Origin of the sequence: Lentzea rhizosphaerae, assembly GCF_042649515.1 — a bacterium.
Classification (GTDB): domain Bacteria; phylum Actinomycetota; class Actinomycetes; order Mycobacteriales; family Pseudonocardiaceae; genus Lentzea; species Lentzea aerocolonigenes.
Window position 1 is genome coordinate 740,848 of record NZ_JBHRZI010000011.1, and the last position, 18,612, is coordinate 759,459.

General features: G+C 69.9%; 10 protein-coding genes. 4 read left to right on the forward strand and 6 right to left on the reverse strand.

Going from position 1 to position 18,612, the window contains the following annotated elements; all coding sequences use genetic code 11:
• Nucleotides 1-179: 179 nt before the first annotated feature.
• The 3 genes from ACFOWZ_RS11010 to eccCa all read right to left on the reverse strand — a co-directional run bounded on the left by ACFOWZ_RS11010 (nucleotide 180) and on the right by eccCa (nucleotide 10,049).
• Nucleotides 180-2,873, reverse strand: a complete 2,694-nt coding sequence (locus tag ACFOWZ_RS11010; RefSeq protein ID WP_382371705.1) for an AfsR/SARP family transcriptional regulator — start codon at nucleotides 2,871-2,873, stop codon at nucleotides 180-182.
• An 88-nt stretch (nucleotides 2,874-2,961) separates the two neighbouring features.
• A complete protein-coding gene (locus ACFOWZ_RS11015) occupies nucleotides 2,962-5,688 on the reverse strand; it encodes an AfsR/SARP family transcriptional regulator (RefSeq protein ID WP_382371707.1) in 2,727 nt (908 codons plus the stop codon).
• Nucleotides 5,689-6,032: 344 nt separating this feature from the next.
• Nucleotides 6,033-10,049, reverse strand: a complete 4,017-nt coding sequence (eccCa, locus tag ACFOWZ_RS11020) for a type VII secretion protein EccCa (protein WP_382371709.1) — start codon at nucleotides 10,047-10,049, stop codon at nucleotides 6,033-6,035.
• A gap of 232 nt (nucleotides 10,050-10,281) precedes the next feature.
• Here eccCa and eccD point away from each other — a divergent pair, with 232 nt between their 5' ends.
• Together eccD and mycP are read left to right on the forward strand one after the other, a co-directional pair.
• Nucleotides 10,282-11,685, forward strand: a complete 1,404-nt coding sequence (gene eccD, locus ACFOWZ_RS11025; RefSeq protein ID WP_382371711.1) for a type VII secretion integral membrane protein EccD — start codon at nucleotides 10,282-10,284, stop codon at nucleotides 11,683-11,685.
• Nucleotides 11,682-13,103, forward strand: a complete 1,422-nt coding sequence (mycP, locus tag ACFOWZ_RS11030) for a type VII secretion-associated serine protease mycosin (protein WP_382371713.1) — start codon at nucleotides 11,682-11,684, stop codon at nucleotides 13,101-13,103. Before eccD ends, mycP begins: the two co-directional genes overlap by 4 nt.
• A gap of 69 nt (nucleotides 13,104-13,172) precedes the next feature.
• Here the strand turns inward: mycP and ACFOWZ_RS11035 are convergent, their stop codons facing one another.
• The 3 genes from ACFOWZ_RS11035 to eccB form a co-directional block, all read right to left on the reverse strand.
• A complete protein-coding gene (locus ACFOWZ_RS11035) occupies nucleotides 13,173-14,246 on the reverse strand; it encodes a WXG100 family type VII secretion target (protein WP_382371715.1) in 1,074 nt (357 codons plus the stop codon).
• Between the two features lie 4 nt (nucleotides 14,247-14,250).
• Nucleotides 14,251-14,568 carry a type VII secretion target gene (locus ACFOWZ_RS11040; RefSeq protein WP_382371717.1) on the reverse strand — a complete coding sequence of 106 codons (318 nt, stop codon included), beginning with the start codon at nucleotides 14,566-14,568 and terminating at the stop codon, nucleotides 14,251-14,253.
• Between the two features lie 68 nt (nucleotides 14,569-14,636).
• Nucleotides 14,637-16,247 carry a type VII secretion protein EccB gene (eccB, locus tag ACFOWZ_RS11045; protein ID WP_382371719.1) on the reverse strand — a complete coding sequence of 537 codons (1,611 nt, stop codon included), beginning with the start codon at nucleotides 16,245-16,247 and terminating at the stop codon, nucleotides 14,637-14,639.
• Nucleotides 16,248-16,406: 159 nt separating this feature from the next.
• Between eccB and eccE the strand changes: the two genes are divergently transcribed.
• Together eccE and ACFOWZ_RS11055 are read left to right on the forward strand one after the other, a co-directional pair.
• On the forward strand, nucleotides 16,407-17,726 hold the full coding sequence (gene eccE / locus ACFOWZ_RS11050) for a type VII secretion protein EccE (RefSeq protein WP_382371721.1): 1,320 nt from the start codon (nucleotides 16,407-16,409) through the stop codon (nucleotides 17,724-17,726).
• Nucleotides 17,723-18,451: a hypothetical protein gene (locus ACFOWZ_RS11055; protein WP_030472030.1), complete on the forward strand. Its 729-nt coding sequence runs from the start codon at nucleotides 17,723-17,725 to the stop codon at nucleotides 18,449-18,451. Before eccE ends, ACFOWZ_RS11055 begins: the two co-directional genes overlap by 4 nt.
• Nucleotides 18,452-18,612: the final 161 nt, after the last annotated feature.

Consider the following 18,612-nt stretch of genomic DNA (forward strand, 5'->3'; position numbering starts at 1 on the left):
CGACATCACCGAACTGCTGGGCCCCAGCACGCGGTAGTCGGCTCGCACACGTCCCCCCAGGTCACAGCCAGTTCAGACGCTGCGTGATCGGTGTGTGAGCAAAGTGTGAGCGGGCTGGTGCAGAGTTCTTCTCAGCGGTGCTGGTGGCGAAGCTCCTGGGGGGCCACCAGCACCGTTCTTCAGTTGCCGGGCAGGGCGGCGAGCTTGGCCCGCACCTTGTCGGCGTCCGGATGCTGGTGGAGCTCGAAGAACTCCAGCGCCTTGGTCCACCAGCGCCGCGCTTCGGTGAGATCTCCAAGGCTGCGGTGCGCGTCGCCGAGCACGTCCTGCGCGGCGGCCCGATCCTCCCCGCCTCCCATCTGCTCGAACCAGCCGAGCGCATTGTGCAGAGTCTCAACCACGCCGGTCGTCTTGCCCAGCGCGAGCAGTGCCTTGGACCGAGTCACCGCTGTCACTCCCAGAGATATCGGGCTCACCTCAAGCGCCCGGTTGATCGCTTCCCACTCGGCGAGGTGGTCAAGCGCCTCGGCGGGCTCACCGGCTTCCAGCAGTGCGTTCGCGACCTGATGCAACGCCAGAGCGATCCGGTCGGGATCAGCGGCGGGGTCGCTGCGCTGGAGCTCCAACGCGTTCCGCGCGACTTCCAACGCCTCACGCGGCCGTTCCAGCAACCCGAGCACCCAAGCGACGCCGCTCTGCGCGCGGACCTGCTCCGCGATGACGCCCAGCTCTTCGAAAGCCCGCCTGCTGCTCTCGAACAGCTCCATGCTCCGCTCGTACTGAGCGAGCCTCGCGTACCCGAGGGCCTGCAGGAACAGGAGCTTCGCAGCCACACGCCGCTCACCTGCACGGGCGGCCGCGTGCGAACCACGTCCCAGCTGCGCGATCCAGTCGCGCCAGATGGCGAACCGATCTATGTAGGGCGCGCCGAACCAGGGCAACTGCCAGGTGTAGCCGTCCAGGCCGCGCTGATCAGCCAGTGCGACCAGAGCGCGGAGCACAGCGCGTTCCGCGTCGAACCAGGCGACGGAGGCCGCCTGGTCCGGGAACGTCTCCGAACTCACCCGCGGATCGGGAAAGCCGTCGAAGCGCCGTTCGCCCCAGTTGTACTCGCGGTCGATCCAGGCGAGCGTGTGAACGTAGTGGTCGAACATCCGCACCTCGGCTTCGGCACGCGACTCGGCCGTCTCGTCCGCCGCCGCGCGATCGGCCGCGTACACCCGCAACAGGTCGTGGCACGTGAACCTGCCAGGCACGTGCTCGACCAGCAGGTTGGCCCGGACCAGCTCCCGCACGTCCTCTTCCGCCGGTGCACCCACGAGGCTCGTCAACGCCGGCACGCCGACGTCCGGTCCTGGATGGACGCCGATCAGCCTGAACGTCCGCGCGGCCGCCGGACTGAGCTGCTGGTACGACCACTGGAAGACCGTCCGGACACTGGTCGCGGCGTCACCGGTGTCCAGCGAGTCGAGGCGCGTGCGTTCGTCCGCCAGCTCCGCGACCAGCGCCGACAACGGGAGGTCAGGCGTCTCGGCAGCACGCGCCGCCACGATCGCGAGCGCCAGCGGCAATCCACCGCACCAGGCGACGAGCTCGTCGGCGGCGGCGTCGACCCGTGCCTCACCGAGCCTGCTGACCAGCAGCGCACGAGCCTCGTCGCGGTGGAGCACGTCGAGTACGAGCTGTCGCGCGCCCAGACCCTCCAGACGGTCACGGCTGGTGATCAGGACCATCGACGGTGAGGCGCCCGGCAGCAGCGGACGGACGTGGTCGGCGTCGCGGGCGTTGTCCAGCACCACCAGCATCCGGCGGTCCGCCACGAGCTCGCGGTACATCGCGCCCTGCTCCTCGACGTCGGCAGGGATGCGCTCCGCGGTCACGCCGAGCGCTTCGAGGAACCGGCTGAGCACCTCGCCCGGTGTCATCGGCTCGCGATGCCGGTCGAAGCCGCGCAGGTTCACGTGCAGTTGCCCGCCGGGGAAGCGGCCGGCCACGCCGTGCGCCCAGTGCACGGCCAACATGGTCTTGCCGACTCCTGCCGTGCCCGTGATCGTGGCGACCACCGGCCCACGACCGCTCACCAGACCGGTCAGCTCACGCAGCTGGGCCGAACGTCCGACGAAGCGCGGCATGGCCGTCGGCAGCAGCTGGGGCACCGGTCCGCGCGCCCTCGCCGAGCCCGAGAGCACCTGCTGGTGCACCGCCCGCAGCTCTTCGCCGGGATCGATTCCCAGCTCCCGCACGAGCAGGGTGCGGATCTGCTGGTACGCGGCCAGCGCCTCCGCCTGTTGCCCGGACTCGGCCAGCGCGAGCATCAGCCTGGCCCACAACGGCTCCCGGAACGGGTGCCGCTTCGTCAGCGCACGCAGCTCGGCGACCAGTTCCGGGCCTCTGCCGGACGCGAGGTCCGCGTCGATCCGCCGTTCCAGCGCCCCGAGCCACTCCTCCGTCACCAGCGGGACGTCCTGCCGGTGCAACACGTCCGACGAGACGTCCCCCAGCACGGGCCCGCGCCACAACGCCACCGCACCACCGAAATCGCCCGACCGCACCAGCGAGCGGAACCGCAGCAGGTCGAGCTGCTCCGGCTCCACCGACGCCTGGTAGCCACCGGCCAACGTCCGCACGCAGTCGGCGTCCCCGAGCGCGACCCTCAGCCGCCGCACCACCATGTGCAGCGACCTCTTGGCTCGGGCAGCGTCAACCGGCGAACCGTCCCACACCCGTTCGACCAGGTCGTCGACGGACACGAACTTGTTGGGGCGCAACAACAACATGGCCAGCAACACCCGGCACCGCCCGGCGGGCACCGGCACGACGGCACCGTCGAGCAGCACCTCCAGCGGCCCGAGGACCCGGTACTCGGCGGTCACCCCTCCCCCTTCCCCCGGCGCGTGACCGAAGTGTGAGCGCGCTCAGGGAATCTGTAGCCGGTCGGTCCAGCCGCAGTTACCTCCCTCTTCACTGTGGCGGGACCGGCCTCTCCACGAGGGACAGCAGCTCGCGCACGTCGTCCGCCTTGGCGAACCCGAGGTCGTCGTACACCGCGAGCGCCGAGAGGTAGTAGCCGCGAGCCGCGTCGGCCGCGCCCAGCTCCCGTTTCATGTCGGCCAGCCGGACGAGGGTGTCGGCCTGGTAGTGGCGGTACGACAACGTTGCCTGCAGCTCGACGGATCTGAGGTAGTTCGCCTCCGCCTCCTCGTAGCGGCCCAGTGCGCGGTAGATGCTGCCGAGGGTGTCGCGGTTCGAGGCGACCACGGTGTCCCGCTCGTCCGGCACCAGGTCCAGGTACATGTCGCGGGCCTGCTCGGCCCGGCGTGCCGCTTCGAGGTGGTCGCCGAGCTCGTGGTGCACGAACGCCAGCGAGGCCGAGACGCTCGCCAGCTCGATGCGGTCGCCGCTGCGCAACGCCACGTCCGAGGCGCGCAGCAGCGGGTCGAGGGCGTCGGCGTACCTGCCCTGCCTGCCGAGCAGGTAGGCGAGGCCGCGCAGGTCGTTGGACAGCCCGATGAGGTCGCCGAGGCGTTCGTCCAGCGCGACGGCCGCGCGGAGCTGGTGCTCGGCCTCGTCGAACTCCCGCTCCGGTACGAGGCAGGACACCAGGCCGCGGCGGGCGCGGCACTCGCCTTCGAGGTCGCCTGCCCGTTGCGCGGCCGCGACGGCCAGGCGTTGCAGCCGTTCGCCCTCGCGCCAGCGGCCGGTGGCGAGCAGGAAGTGGCGGATCGCCCACACGGTGCGCCACACGTGACCGTCGAAGCCCGCCTCGCCCGCGGCGGCCACCGCGGGGCCGAACACCGCGCGTTCCTCCGCGTACCAGCGGTCGGCGTCGGTGCTCGCCTCGAACGTCAGCACGACCGCGCCGGGAGCGGGATCCGGTGTGGTGATGGGCTGGCGCAAGGGGTCGGACTTGGCGGTCGCGGCCAGCGCGGAGTGCATGAGGTGGTCGAAGAACCGTTGTTGGGCGGCCGTTCGCTCAGCGGACGACAACCGTTGAGCCGCCTCCTCCGCCGCGTACGAACGCATCAGGTCGTGCAGCCGGTAGCGGTCCCTCTGGCACGCGATCAGGCTGTAGCGGACCAGTTCGTCCAGCGCCTCGGCCGAGGGGGCCGCCAGCAGACTCGTCGCGGCGGGCTCGGTCACGTCGGGGCCGGGGTGCAGGCCGAGCAGGACGAACAGGCGTGCCGCCGCCGGGCTCAGGCAGCTGAACGTCCACGAGAACACCGCCCGCACGCTCGTCAACGGGTCGTCGGTGTCCAACGCGTCCAGCGCGGCGTGTTCGAGCTCCTCCACGAGCATGCCCAACGGGTGCTGGTCGAGCGTCGCCCGTGCCGCCACCACCGCCAGCGCCAGCGGCAGGCCCGCGCACAGCTCCACCAGCCGGGTGGCCGCCTGCGGTTCCGCCGCGATCCGTTCGGCGCCCACCCTGCCGCCGAACAACACCATCGACTCGTCCGGATCCAGCACGTCCAGCGGGAACACGCGGTGCTGGGCGGCCAGCCCGCGCAAACGGTTGCGGGACGTGATCACGGCCAGGCTGTGCGACCCGCCGGGCAGCAGCGGCCGCACCTGCGCCACGTCACGGACGTTGTCGAGCAGCACGAGCACTCGCCGCCGGGACAACAGGGAGCGGTAGCTGCTCAGCATGTCCTCGGTGCCGACCGGGATCTCGTCCGCGGGCACGCCGAGGGCCAGCATGAAGTCGCGGGCCGTGCTGATCGGGTTCACCGGCGCACCGGTCGGGTCGAACCCGCGCAGGTCGCTGTAGAGCTGACCGTCCGGGAACCGGTTCGCGACCCGGTGCGACCACTGCACCGCGAGCGACGTCTTGCCGATGCCACCGCTGCCGCTGATCACCGCGACCAACCGGCCGGAGGCGAGCACGGCGTCGAGCCTGTCGAGTTCCGGTTCCCTGCCCACGAAGTGCGGCAACGCGGTCGGCAGCTGCCTCGGCACGTGGTGCGGCTGCGGCAACGGCGGCGTGGCGGGCACGTCTCCCGCCAGCACCTGCTGCTGCGCCTCCCGCACCCGTGAACCCGGCGGGACACCGAGCTGGTCGGCGAGGACCGCCACGACCTCCTGGTGGGCGGCCAGCGCGTCGGCCTGCTGACCGCTGCGGTGCAGGGCGAGCATCAACTGCGCCCAGAACACCTCCCGCAGGGGGTGCTGGGTGGTGAGCGCCCTCAGTTCGGGGACGAGCTCCGCGGCGACACCCCGGGCCAGGTCGGTGTCGATCCGCCGTTCCAGCGCGTCCAGCCGTTCCTCGGTCAGCGCGGGCACGAAGTCGCGGTGCAACGACTCCGACGAGACGTTCGCGAGCACCGGCCCGCGCCACAACGCCGTCGCCTCGGTGTGCTCGCCGGCCGCGACGTGAGCGCGGAACCGCAGCAGGTCCAGCTGGCCGGGTTCGACGACGGCCGCGTAACCACCGGGACGAGTGTGCACGCAGCTCGCCTCACCGAGCGCCCGCCGCAACCGGGTCACGATCATGTGCAGCGTCTTGCCCGCGCGATCGGCGCTGGGCGGCGTTCCGTCCCACAGCCGTTCGACGATCTCGCCAGTCGAGACAGGCTCGTTGGCGCGCAACAGAAGTGTGGCGAGCAACACGCGGCACCGGCCGGCCGGGACGTTGACCGGAACTCCGTCGAGCAGGACCTCGAGCGGCCCCAGCACGCGGTACTCGACTCGCACGTCGCCCCTCTCCCCGGTGTGACCGAGCGCCGAGTGTAGGGGCGTGGACGCGGTGTGACCGAAGTGTGAGCGCGACCCGGCAAAGTAGTGATCAGCCGGACGACGAGAGTGACAACGAGTTCTTGGGGGGTGTCACGATCGTCGGCCTCCGTCCCGGTCGCCCCTCCCCAGTGGGTCGGTCGGAGAAGGAACCCGGTCATGGGGGAACCGGACAGTCCCCTGCTGTTCGGTTTGGGCCCGCGGCTTCGGCTGCGGGCCCATTTTTGTCGCCCGGAAACGGGAACGCGGGGGCCTCGCGTTCCCCGGAAGGAAACGAAAGGCCCCCGCGTTACTTCTCGAACGGCTTAGTCGGGCGGGATCCAGGCGAACTGCATGCGCTGCTGACCGTGCTTGCGGGTCACCAGCGTGCCCCGGCCGGGAGGCTGCGGCGACGGCTTCAGGTTGCCGACGATGTTGCCCTCCTCCTTCGAACCGGAACCGACGAAGATCGGCGCCGCGATCTCCTTCAGCTTGCCGATGATCGGGTCGTACATCGCGCGGGACGCACCACCCATGCGGCGGACGACGACGATGTGCAGACCGACGTCCTTCGCCTGCGGGATGAACTCGGCCAGGGGCTGCATCGGGTTCGCGCCGCCCTGCGGGGCCACCAGGTCGTAGTCGTCGACGACGATGAACACCTCGGGCCCCGTCCACCAGGACCGGTTCTTGAGCTGTTCCTGCGTGACGTCAGGACCGGGCATGCGCTTGGCGAGCGAGCCGCGCACCTCCTGGACGTTCTGCGTGAACTGCGTGCCCGACACCGCGTAGCTGAGCAGGTGGTCGGTGTCGATGAAGCCCAGCATCGTGCGGCGGTAGTCCGCGAGCAGGATCAACGCCTCGGACGAGGTGTAGCTCTGCATGATGCCGCGAACGATCGTGCGCAGGATGTTCGTCTTGCCCGACTCACCGTCGGCGAGTGCCAGGAAGTGCGGGTCCGCGTCGAAGTCCAGGTAGACCGGCGCGAGCTCGTCCTCGTTGACACCGACCGCGACGAGGTGTCCGCGGTTGGGGTTGATCTGCTGGACCTGCGCCATGAACTGCGCGTGGTCGAGCAGGTCGGGCAGCATCCGGACCTGCGGAGCCCGCGGGCCCTGCCACGTCTGGTTGAGCTTGGCGCTGAGGTCCTGCACGCCCGCGGAGACCGTGGTCGGGTCCTGCGAGGTGTCGATGCGCGGCAGGCCGGTGAGGAAGTGCAGCTTGTCACCGGTCAGACCGCGGCCGGGGCGGCCGGGCGGCACGTTGACCGCGACCTTGCGGTCGATCTCGGACTCGCTCGGGTCACCGAGACGCAGCTCGAACCGGGTGCCGAGGAGGTCCTTCATCGCGGGCCGGATCTCCGCCCACCGGTTGGCGGCGACGACCACGTGCACGCCGTAGGACAGACCCTGCGCCGCCAGCGCCTGGACCTGCGGCTCGACCATCTCGAACTCCTGGCGGAAGTTCATCCAGCCGTCCACGATCAGGAACGCGTCACCGAAGTCGTCGTCCTTGATCTCACCGCGGCGCTTGCGGTTGCGGAACTCCGTCATCGAGTCGATGCGCTGGTCGCGCCACCGCAGTTCGCGCTCGGTGATCAGGGTCTGGAGCTCGGCCACCATGCGGCGGACCTTGTCGACGTCGAGACGACCGGCGAAGCCACCGACGTGCGGCAGGTCCTCCATCGCGGCGAGCGTGCCACCACCGAGGTCGATGCAGTAGAACTGCGCCTCCTGCGGGGTGTGCGTCAACGCCATCGACGCGATCATCGTCCTGAGCAGCATCGACTTGCCCGACTGCGGACCACCGACGACCGCGCCGTGACCGGCGGCACCCGAGAAGTCGGCCCACAGCAGGTCGCGGCGCTGCTCGAACGGCTTGTCGACCACGCCGACCGGGATCTGCAGCGTGCCGTTCGCCGGGTAGCCCGGTGACGTGAGACCGCGGTCCGGCGTCACGTCGAGCGGCGGCAGCATCGTGTCCATCGTCGGCGGCTCGTTGAGCGGCGGCAGCCACACCTCGTGCGCGGGCGGGCCCTGGCCGACGAGCCGCTCGACGATGAGCTCGAGCTGGGTCGGCTCGTTCGCGTCTTCCTTGACCGGCGCGGCCTCGACCTTGACCGGCTCGATCGGCCGCTCCGGCTCCTTCGGGATCTCGATGAAGTCCGGCACGAAGAACCGCGGGCGCTTGTCGCTGCGGACCGCCACCGACTCACCGGCGGACTGCATGCCCGACGGCCGGTAGGTGCCCGAGACGTAGAGTGCCTTGAACCTGGTCAGCGGCATGCCCTGCACGCTGAGGTAGCCAGAGCCCGGGATCGGCGGCAGCTCGTAGGCGTCCGGCACACCGATCGCCGCGCGGGACTCCGCCGCGTTGAACGTCTTCAGACCGATCCGGTACGAGAGGAACGTGTCCAGACCGCGCAGCTTGCCCTCTTCCAGTCGCTGCGACGCGAGGAGCATGTGCATCTGCAGCGACCGGCCGACACGACCGATCTGGAGGAAGATGTCGATGAAGTCCGGCTTCGCCGTCAGCATCTCGGAGAACTCGTCGATGCAGATGAACAGCGCGGGCAACGGGTCGAGCTGGGCGCCGTTCTCACGGGCCTTCTCGTAGTCCCAGACGTTCTTGTAGTTGCCCTTCGCCAGGACCTCCTGGCGGCGCGACACCTCACCGGCGATGGCGTCCTTCATGCGGTCGACCAGGGTGAGGTCGCCGGCCAGGTTGGTGATCGTCGCGGCGACGTGCGGTGCCTTGTCCAGACCGAGGAACGTCGCACCACCCTTGAAGTCGACGAGGATCATGTTGAGCGCCGTCGACGAGTGCGAGGCCAGCAGACCGAGCACCAGCGTGCGGAGGAACTCCGACTTGCCGGAACCGGTCGCGCCGATGCACAGGCCGTGCGGGCCCATGCCGTCCTCTGCCGCTTCCTTGATGTCGAGCTCGACCGCCTGGCCGTGCTCGCCGATGCCGAACGGGATGCGGTAGCGGTCGCGCTTGGGCCGGGGCCGCCACGCCTGCTGCACGTCGAACGTGATCGGGTCGCCGGGGATGCCCATGAACTCGAGCAGCGGCGGGTTGTTGCTCATCGCCAACGGGTCCTCGCCGCTGTCGCCACCGGCCTCACCGGCGGCGCCCATGCGGTACGGCGAGAGCCTGCGGGCGAGCGCCTCCGCCTCCACGACGGACAGCCGGTCCGGCGCGCCGAACCACTCGACACCGCTCGCGGAACGGGCGCCGAGCTGGTTGTTCTCGACGACGAGACGCAAGCCCCGGCGAGCGGTCAGGTTGCCCAGGCACTCGGACAGGTCCAGCAGCGTGACGCCGACCAGACCCTCCTCGAGGATGATCATCTCTTCGCGGCTGATGTCGCCGTCGTCGATGACGATCACGATGTGCGGCTGGTCGGGCGGCGGCGGGGCGTTGCGGGTGAACCGCTGCCGGTCGCGCAGGTTCTCGTCCAGCATCGCCTCGATCTCGGCGAGCGAGTTCGCCATCATGCGGCGCTGGCCGATGCCGTCGATGTCGGTGGGGTGCTGCGCGTGCGGCAGCCACTTCACCCACTCCCACAACTGCTTGGTGCGGCCCGCGCTGACGACCGCGATCAGCAGGTCGTCCGGGGCGTGGAAGGTGACGAGCTGGGCGAGGAGGGCGCGCGCGAGGTCGCGGCGGTCCTCCAGGTCACCGAGCAGGCCGACGGCGGCGAAACCGCGCAGTGCGATGGAGATCGGCAGGTCGGGCACGAGCGAGTGGGCGCGCACGAACCGGCGCAGCGCCAGCGTCGCGATCGGCTCGAGCTCCTCGACCGGTCCGGTCTGCGGCGGCACCAGGCGGGTGGCGAGGCGCTGCGAGCCCCGTCCCGCGCGCAGGTGGCAGAAGTCGGGGTCGTTCTGGCGGCGTTCCCACATGCGGCGGGTGGTGGCGAGCGACCACAGCATCTGCGGGTCCGGGTGCACCCACTCGCGTTCGGCGCGCTGCTCGTCGGCGGCTTCGCGGGCGCGGTCGCGCATCTGGCCGAGGTACCGCAGATAGTCCTTGCGGTCCTCGTTCATCTCGGCTTTCTTCTGGCCCTTGCCAGTGCCCATGCCGCTCGCCATCATGCCGATGGTCGAGATCATCATCATGCCCGGCATGATCATCGCGGCGGGCTGCCTGTTCGAGTACACGAACATCATCGCCATCATGCCCACGGAAGCGATGATCATCACGACGGGCATCGCCTTCATCATGATGTTGCCGGGGATGATCCGGGGGACCTCGGGTGGCGGCTCGAGGTGGACCTCACCGCCGGGAGGCCGGGGAGCAGCAAGGCGTGCCGTTCGCTTGAACTGCAGCGTGCTCAACTGACAGGCACCTCTTCGACTCTCGTTACGCCACCAGTAGCAACCGACACTATTGCGCATCAGCGCGCGTCACGAAGGTGGGTCGGGAAAAAACCCAGTCGAACGTGTTCTGCGAACCGCACGTGCAGAAGGCGTCGGTGCGGCCATACTAGGGCCGCCCGGCGAGCGTCCGAGTGGACCAATAGGGTCGGGCCGTTGATTCACAAGTGCTGATCTGACTTAGGGGGCCCTGGTGGCGACCGGTACGACGGTGTTCAGCCGTGTCACGGTGGTGGCGCCTCGAACGCGTATCGACGTCGCGCTACCTGCCGACGTGGCGGTGGCCGATCTCCTGCCGATGCTGCTGGACATGGCGAGAGAGGCCACTCCGGACGGTGGCGTGCGGCACGGTGGCTGGTGCCTCGCCAAGCTCGGCGACAGCCCGCTCGACCCGGCGCGCACGCTCGCGTCGCTCGGCGTCGTCGACGGTGAGCTGCTGCAGTTGCGGCGCCGCAACGAGAACCCGCCGCCGCCGCTGTACGACGACGTCGTCGACGCGATCGCGGAGTCGGACCCGGACTCGTTCCGGCCGTGGACCAAGGAGACGGCGCAGAAGTTCGGCCACATCGCCGGTGCTCTCGCGCTGATCGCCGCCGCGGTGGCGCTCTTCCTGTCCGGCCCGTTGATGCAGGGCGATTCCGGCAGCGGGCTCGCCGCCGCGATCGCCGGTGGTGTGGCCGCGATCGCCGCACTGGCCACGGGCGCGACCATCGCGCGGGCGTACAAGGCGGTGTCGACGGGCGTGCTCATCGCCGCGTGCGGTGCGCTGCCGATGGCGTTCGTCGCCGGCTTCCACGCGGTGCCCGGTGTCGGCTTCAACCCGAAGATGCTGCTCGCCTCGGCGTTGATGATGATCTTCGCGTGGGGCGGCATCCTGCTGATCGGCCAGGGCATCACGGTCTTCATCGCCGCAGCGACCAGCGGCACGATCGTCGCACTGGCGTTCCTCGTCGCGACGTTCGTCGAGCACCCGCTCGCCGGTGTGGCCGCCGCGACCGGTGCGGTCGCGCTCGCCGCGCTGTCGATGCTGCCCAGGCTGACGCTCCAGCTGGCCAAGATCCCGCCGCCCGTCGTGCCCACGAACGCCGAGGACCTCAAGGAGGACACCGGCTTCCCGGAGTACGCGGTGATCGAACGCCGCACCGCCGTCGCGCACGAGTACCTGACCGGCATGATCATCGGAACGGGTGTCGTGGCCGCGCTGGCCGCGATCGTCGCCGCGTCCTCCGACACGATCTGGGGCCCGATCTACGGCGTGGTCGTCGCGATCGTGCTGATGATGCGCGGCCGTGCGTACGCGAACGGCGCGCAGGCCGTGGCGCTGCTGTCGACCGGCATGCTCGCCAGCGCCGGCATCCTGCTCGGCTGGCTGGTCGACGCCTCCGAGTTCAACCGCATCGTCTTCGTGTTCGGCACGCTGCTGGTCCTCGGCGCGGGCGCACTCGTGCTCGGTGTCGTGTTCCCCGGCCAGAAGTTCTCGCCGCCGTTGCGCCGCACCGTCGACATCATCGAGGCGATCCTCATCGCGTCGGTCGTGCCGCTGGCTCTCGCCGTGATGGACCTGTACTCGGTGTTCCGAGGTCTGGTCACGCTATGAGGTCCGGCATCAGGCGCACCACGGCGGCCGCGACCGCCGGACTGCTTCTGCTCACGGGAGCGCTTCCCCAGGCCTCCGCCCAGCCCTCCTCGTCCGCACCGGCGACGGCGAAGGCGAACTCGGTGCCGCCGGACCTGCCGCCCGGCACCCAGCCGCCGGAGGACAAGGGCGTGCCGGACGTGCCGTACAAGCGCACCAACAAGGGGTGCGTCGAGTCCGACACCAAGAGCGAGCTCATCGAGTACAAGCCCTGGGGCCAGGTGTACCTGAACCTGGAGCAGGCGCACCGGTTCGCCACGGGCAAGGGCGTCAAGATCGCGATCATCGACACCGGTGTCGACCCGCGCAACCCGCGCTTCGGGGGCAGGGTCAAGGGCGCCGGTGAGTACGTCGACAACTCCGGCGGCAAGAACGGCACCGACGACTGCGACGGCCACGGCACCGAGGTCGCGGGTGTCGCCGCGGCCGCCAAGACCGAGGGCGACTTCGTCGGCGCCGCACCGGAAGCGGAGATCCTCGCGATCCGCCAGACCAGCGACCGCTACGAGTTCGCCGGCGACGCGAACAACGAGAAGCGCAGCTCCGCGGGCAAGGTCGGCACCCTCGCGCAGGCGATCGTCCGTGCGGCGAACCAGGGCGCCAAGGTCGTCAACATCTCGTTGACGAACTGCGGTCCCCCCAAGGGTTTCAGCCAGGACGACCAGAAGCTGCAGGCCGCCATCAAGTACGCGGTGGACGTCAAGGACGTGGTGATCGTCACCGCGGCCGGCAACCTCAGCGACCAGGGCACCGGCTGCGCCAACCAGAACAACAACCTCGACCCGAACAACGTGAACTCGATCTCGTCCCCGGCGTGGTTCGCGAACGACGTGCTGTCGGTGGGATCGATCGCCAGGAACGGTTCGGTCTCGTCGTTCAGCGTCTGGGGTCCGTGGGTCAGCATCGCCGCGCCGGGCGAGGAGATCATCTCCGTCGACCCCAAGGGCACCGGCCTGACGAACGCGAACGTCACCGCGCAGGGCACCACCGACATCAAGGGCACCAGCTTCGCCTCGCCCTACGTCGCCGGCATCACCGCGCTGGTGCGCGAGCGGTTCCCGGATCTCAAGGCGCGCCAGGTGATGGACCGTCTGAAGGCCACCGCCCTGCACCCCGGCAACGTGTCCGGAAAGGACAACAAGGTCGGCTTCGGCATGATCAACCCGGTCGCCGCGCTGACCGCCGTGCTGCCCGCGGAGGCCTCCGGTTTCCAGAAGCCGGAACCCAAGGCGATGAACACGGCCGTCACCCCGCCGCAGGGCCTCGACTGGCCGCCGATCATCGTGGCGCTGGGCGGGATCGGTGTCGGTGGCGTGCTGCTGATGCTGACGCTGTTCACCCGCAACTCGCTGAACCGCAAGCGCGGCAAGTCCGCGTAGTCGCGTGAAACGGGAAGGGCCCCGCCGGTGAATCCGGCGGGGCCCTTCTCGTTGTCAGCGAAAGACTTCTCAGTCGTCGTCACCGATCGTCTTCGGCGCCGCCTTCTTCGGCTTGCCGAGCAGGTCGTCGATCGACCCGGAGAGCCGCTGCCTCGGCTTGTGCTCCTTGTCGCCGCCCTGCTGACCGCCGGTGCCGCCCATCGGCATCCCGCCCATCATCGGCATGCCACCCGCCATGCCACCGCCAGGGCCTCCAGGACGGCCACCAGCGCCCGCAGCGGCCGCGGCGGCCCCGGAACCCTGCTGCGAGGGCGGAGGCTGCTCAGAGATGCCCGTGGAGCCTCCGAACTGCATCGGCTGCGGCGCCGCGGCGGCCGGGGCACCGACCGACCCGACGCCACCGACGCCACCGGAGCCACCACCAACGCCACCGCCGTGCGACGCGACGCCGCCCGTGCCCGCGGCGGCCGTGGCGGACGCCTTGGGCGGTTCCGGCAGCTTCGTCTCCGGCTTGGCGGGCGCGGTGTAGGTCCAGTCCTTCTCGGGGTACTTGTGCTCCATCCGCACGGCGCCGAAGCCCTCGGCCTCGCCCGAGACGCCGTCGCACAGCTTGAGGAACGCCTCCATCACCTGCCGCGCGGACTCGTGCAGCTCCCGCACGGGGTCCTTGAGGTCCTCGATGTGCTTGACCGCGCGCTGGTCGCCCTCCAGGGGCAACGCCGCCGTGCCGGACACCGAGTCGGCGACGTCGGCCAGCACGTGCGCCATGTCCTGCACGATGTCGCGCACGCCGTCCGCGGTCTCCTCCAGCGCGTCCGCCATCGCGTTCATCGCGTCGGACATGTCGCCGCCCGCGAGGCCCACCTTGCGCATGTGGTCGAGGAACGCGTCGGCGTCCTTGCCCTCCCACCGCGCGTCGACGCCGCCGAGGGGTGCCGCGACGTGCTTGGTGACCGCCTCGGTCACCTTCGCCGCCTTGCGCCAGCGCTCGGCTTCCTCGCGCAGGTCGTTCCAGTCGCCCACCAGCGGGTCGAAGAAGTCGTGCACGAGGTCCACGACACCGAGCTTCCGGCTCACCTGCGAGAGGTAGTCGAGCTCGGGACCGACCTCGGCCGCGATCTGCCTGCCGTCCTTGGCCACCACAGCCCTACCTCCGGTCGGCCTTCTTGACGAGGTGCAGGCTCTCGTCGTCCTGGTGCCCGTACTGCTTCGCGACGGCGTGCAGGCCCTTCGCCGCGGCGTCGAGCGTGTCGCACGCGCGGGCGAGCTGCGAGTTGAGCAGCTCGGCCGCACGCGCGTAACCCCGGGCGGTGCCGACGGTTCTGCCGATCTCGCCGAACGACTGCGGGCGCAGCGGGGACACCTTCATGGCGTCCCGCACCCGCCTCAGATCGTCGGTAGTGCCGTCGATGCGGTCGGCGTACTTCTCCAACCACTCGGGATCGACACTGATGCGACCGGCCACGACTGTCCCCTCACGACACTTCCGGGTGCTTTCGTTCATTCGACGGTGATGCACCCGGACCGGTTCCGCTACTTCTGCGTGGACTGCGGATCCTTGATCGTGCCCTTCGGCGCGGGAATCGAGTCGTAGCTGCGGTTCGCCTCGTTCTTGTTGAGCTGCGGTCCCATCGGCAGCAGGCTCAGGATCTGGTTCGGTGCCGGCGGGAACGTCCCGTCGAGCCCCAGCGCCGTCGCGGTGCCCGCGTCCGGGATGCCGTAGCGCACGCCACGTCCCGTGACGATCTGCACCGGACCGGTCCCGAAGTCGCCCTTGCCCTGGCTCGCCCGCACGACCGCGGCCTTGCCCGGCAGCATCAGGAACTGGTCGATGATCTCGCCCGCCGCACCCGGCGCGTTGAGCTCGACCGGCGTCATCTCCTTGGGGCCGGGCAACTTCGAGCCGATCGTGACCGAGGTGTGCTCGGCCTTGGTCTGCTCGGTGTAGTTCTCGGCCTTCCAGCCCAGGCACACCACGGTGTTGTTGGCGTTCGCCTCGAGCGTGGTGGGGATCTTCGCCGGGTAGGAGTCGAGCTTCAGCGGGTCTTTCGGGTCCTTGTGGTCCGCGATCGCGGACGGCGAGAGCGGGGTCGGCTTCTTGTTGTTCGAGTAGGCGTAGCGCAGCAGGTCGCCGACCGTCTGGTCGACCTCCTGGAAGCCGTCCTTGAGCGCCACCATGTACGTCGCCGTGCCGGTCAGGTTCACCTCGACGACCTCACCGATGTTCACGTTCGTCTCGGTGACGTAGGCCGCCTTCTTGCCCTGGTCGGAGATGACAGGTGCGATCAACGGCGCGACCTCGGGAATCGCGTTCAGCATCGCCGTGCTGATCGCGCGCGGCTGCTTGCCCTTCAGCTTCAGGGCGTTCATCACCTTGTCGTCCTTGAGGTCCACCTCGGCGCGGACCGTCGACGACGAGATGTCGCGCAGCGAGCCGGGCTTCTTGTAGATCAGGTACGCCTTCTTCGCGCCCGTGCGCTGCTGGACCAGCACCGCCTCGTCACCGAGCTCGGGGTTGCCACCACTCACACCCGCGATCACGGAGGTCTTGATCTGGTTCTCGATCGCCTGGTTCTCGCGGAACTCGTCCAGGTCGAGCGTGTCGCAGACGGACCACTGCGCGTCGATGCGCAGGTCCGGCTTCGGCAGCACGTCCGGCGCGTCCGGCAGACCGGTCAGCCTGCCCCGCGGCAGGCTCGCCAGCGCCGACTCGCTCACGAGCTTCGGTTCACCGCCCGCGGCCTGCTGCTGCGCACCGTTCGCGGTGCCGCCCGGTGCGTCGCCGCCACCGGCCTGCTGGTCGGGGTTGTTGCGCGAGTACCAGAGCAGCCGGGCCGACGCCAGGTTCGTCATCGGGATCAGGCGCTTCGGTGAGGCGTCGACCACGTAGACCTGGCCGGTCTCCTTGCTGATGGCGATCTGCGTCTGGTCGTCCAGTCGCGGCGCAGGCTTGAAAACCCCGTACACGAGGAAGCCCAGGAGGCCGACGACACCGAGGACCACGCCCACCGCTGTCGCGCGCGAGTGGTTGCGCATCGGGTCGTGCAGCATCACCGCGTCTCTGCGGACAAGCGCGGACTGCATCCGCTGCAGGACGAATCGGTAGGCCTGGACCTGTGACTTGGTGGTGGGTGTTGATGCCATTCTCGGCTCGCTGCTCTCCCAGTCGCGGTACGGTTCGGCAGGATAGCCGGACGCAGGTTGCTCCGTGGGCCGGTTCGCCAAGCCCACCGACCATCGAGGGGAAAGAGACCACAACGGATGTCCGTGACCACTCCACATCCGCCCCGGCCCAACCCAGGGATGGCACGGCCGCAGGGACCTGGGGGTCCTGGCCAGCAGGCACCTGCGCCGCCGCGTCCGGTCGGGCGTGTCCGCCGCAGAGCTTCCGGCGCCAGCCTCGGCTCGTTGCCCGTCTCGAACGTAGTCACGATCGAGGTCGGTCTCGCCATCGCCCTCCTCGTGCTCACCCTCATGGGCCTGAAGAACAGCGCCGGCGCGCTGAACGTCGTCTCGGTGTCGATCGCCGGCGGTGTGCTCTTCATCGCACTGATCCTGGCTTTCACCCGATCGCGTGGTCGTTGGCTGACCCAGTGGATCGGCGTCCGGCTCCGCTACAACTTCCGGTCGCACAGCCGCACCGCGAAGCGCGTGGACCCGCAGGAGTCCAAGCCCGGTGACGACGAGATGCAGGTGCTCGGCCCGGAGGACCCGCGCGTCGCGCTGCTGCGCCTCGCGATCCCGGACCTGGTGATCGCGAAGGGCGTCGACCACGAACGCCGCCCGCTCGCGCTGTCCTGGCACGACGGCGTGTGGACCGCGGTGCTGCTGGTCGACCCGACCCCGCCGCTGATCTCCGCTGTCGGTTCGGCACCGTCGCTGCCGCTCGGCGCGCTGGCACCGTGCCTCGAGGACCGCGGTGTCGTGCTGGACGCGATCACCGTGATCTGGCACTGCTACCCCGGCAGCGCGGCGCTTCCACCGAACTCACCGGCCGTCAGCTCGTACATGGAAGTGCTCGGCTCGATGCCCGCCGCGGCCCGGCGCACCACGTGGATCACGGTGCGGCTCGACCCGCGCCGCTGCGGTGAGGCGATCAGGGAGCGCGGCGGCGGCGTGGTGGGCGCGCACCGCGCGTTGATCGGCGCGTTGTCCCGCGTCCGCAACGCCTTGGAGTCCGCGGGCGTGACGATCCGCCCGCTCGACTCGGACGAACTGCTTCGCGCGGCGATCTCGTCCGCCGAGCTCACCGCGGCCGTCGGCAACACGAACCCCGTGTCGCTGCGGGAGAAGTGGTCGGGCGTCACCGCGGGTGGCGTCGGTCACGCGAGCTACGCGATCACCGGCTGGCCGTCGAAGGGCCTCAAGGGCAACCTGAACGCGCTGACCGGCGTGCGCGCGCTGTCCTCGACGCTCGCGATGTCGATCTCACCGTCCCGTGAGGACGGTCAGGTCTCGCTGCGCGGCCTGGTGCGTGTGAGCGCCCGCACGCCGAGCGAGCTGGACCGCGCGGAGGACCAGTTGTCGAAGCTGGGCGACAAGCTCGACATCACGCTGACCCCGTTGCGGGGCATGCAGCTCGCCGGCCTGGCCGCGACGCTGCCGCTGGGAGGTGTGGCATGAGCAGCTCGTCCCGTCTGCTGGACTCGCGCGGCCGCGACGGCGTGGCGCCGGAGTTCCTGGTGTCGCCGAGCATGCTCGACGTGGTCAGCCCGAGCGGCGACCGCGGCGGCATGATGCTCGGCCAGGGCACCAAGGGCGAACCGCTCACCGTGTCCGTCCTGCGCCCCACCCCGACCCGCATGGTGGTCGTCGGCGGCCTGTACCTGGCCCGCCAGATCGCGTTGCGGGCCATGGCAACGGGCGCGTGGATCATCATCGCGACGGGCCGCCCCCAGGCCTGGCAGCCGGTCGTGCGCGCCGCGGGCCAGGGCCCGGACGGCCGCCCGTCCCAGCTGGTGCAGCTGCGCCGCCTGTCCCCGGCGGACCTGCCGCGCCCGACGGAGGACATGCCGCTGCTGGTGATCCACGACGGCGGCCACGTCCCGCAGGAGCTGTTCCCGCCCCGCGCCCCGTGGCAGACCACGATGTACGTGCTGCCGTACCTGCACCCGCAGGCGTCGTCAACGGCGAACAACGCGGACCTCGTGCTGCTGCAACGCCTCCCGATGGGCCAGGCGCAACTCGCCGGCCAGATGTGGCGCCTGCGCCCGCAGATGTTCCAGCAGCTGACCCAGCTGAAGGACGACCAGGTCATCGCGATGGGCCAGGACATGTGGGCGCACCTGCGCCTGTACACCACCCCGGCCGAGCAGCAGATCCTGGGAGCCGTCCGCCGCGGCGATTGAGAGGCTCGACGAATTGCGCCCCGAACGGTGAACCGTTCGGGGCGCAATTGTTTTGTCCATAGATCAGCGGAACCAACTAATTCACAGGACGACCAAATCTGTTGATTCGCCATTCGATGGCAATTCCGTGGACCTTCTTGTGCGAAATCCGTCTACGCCAC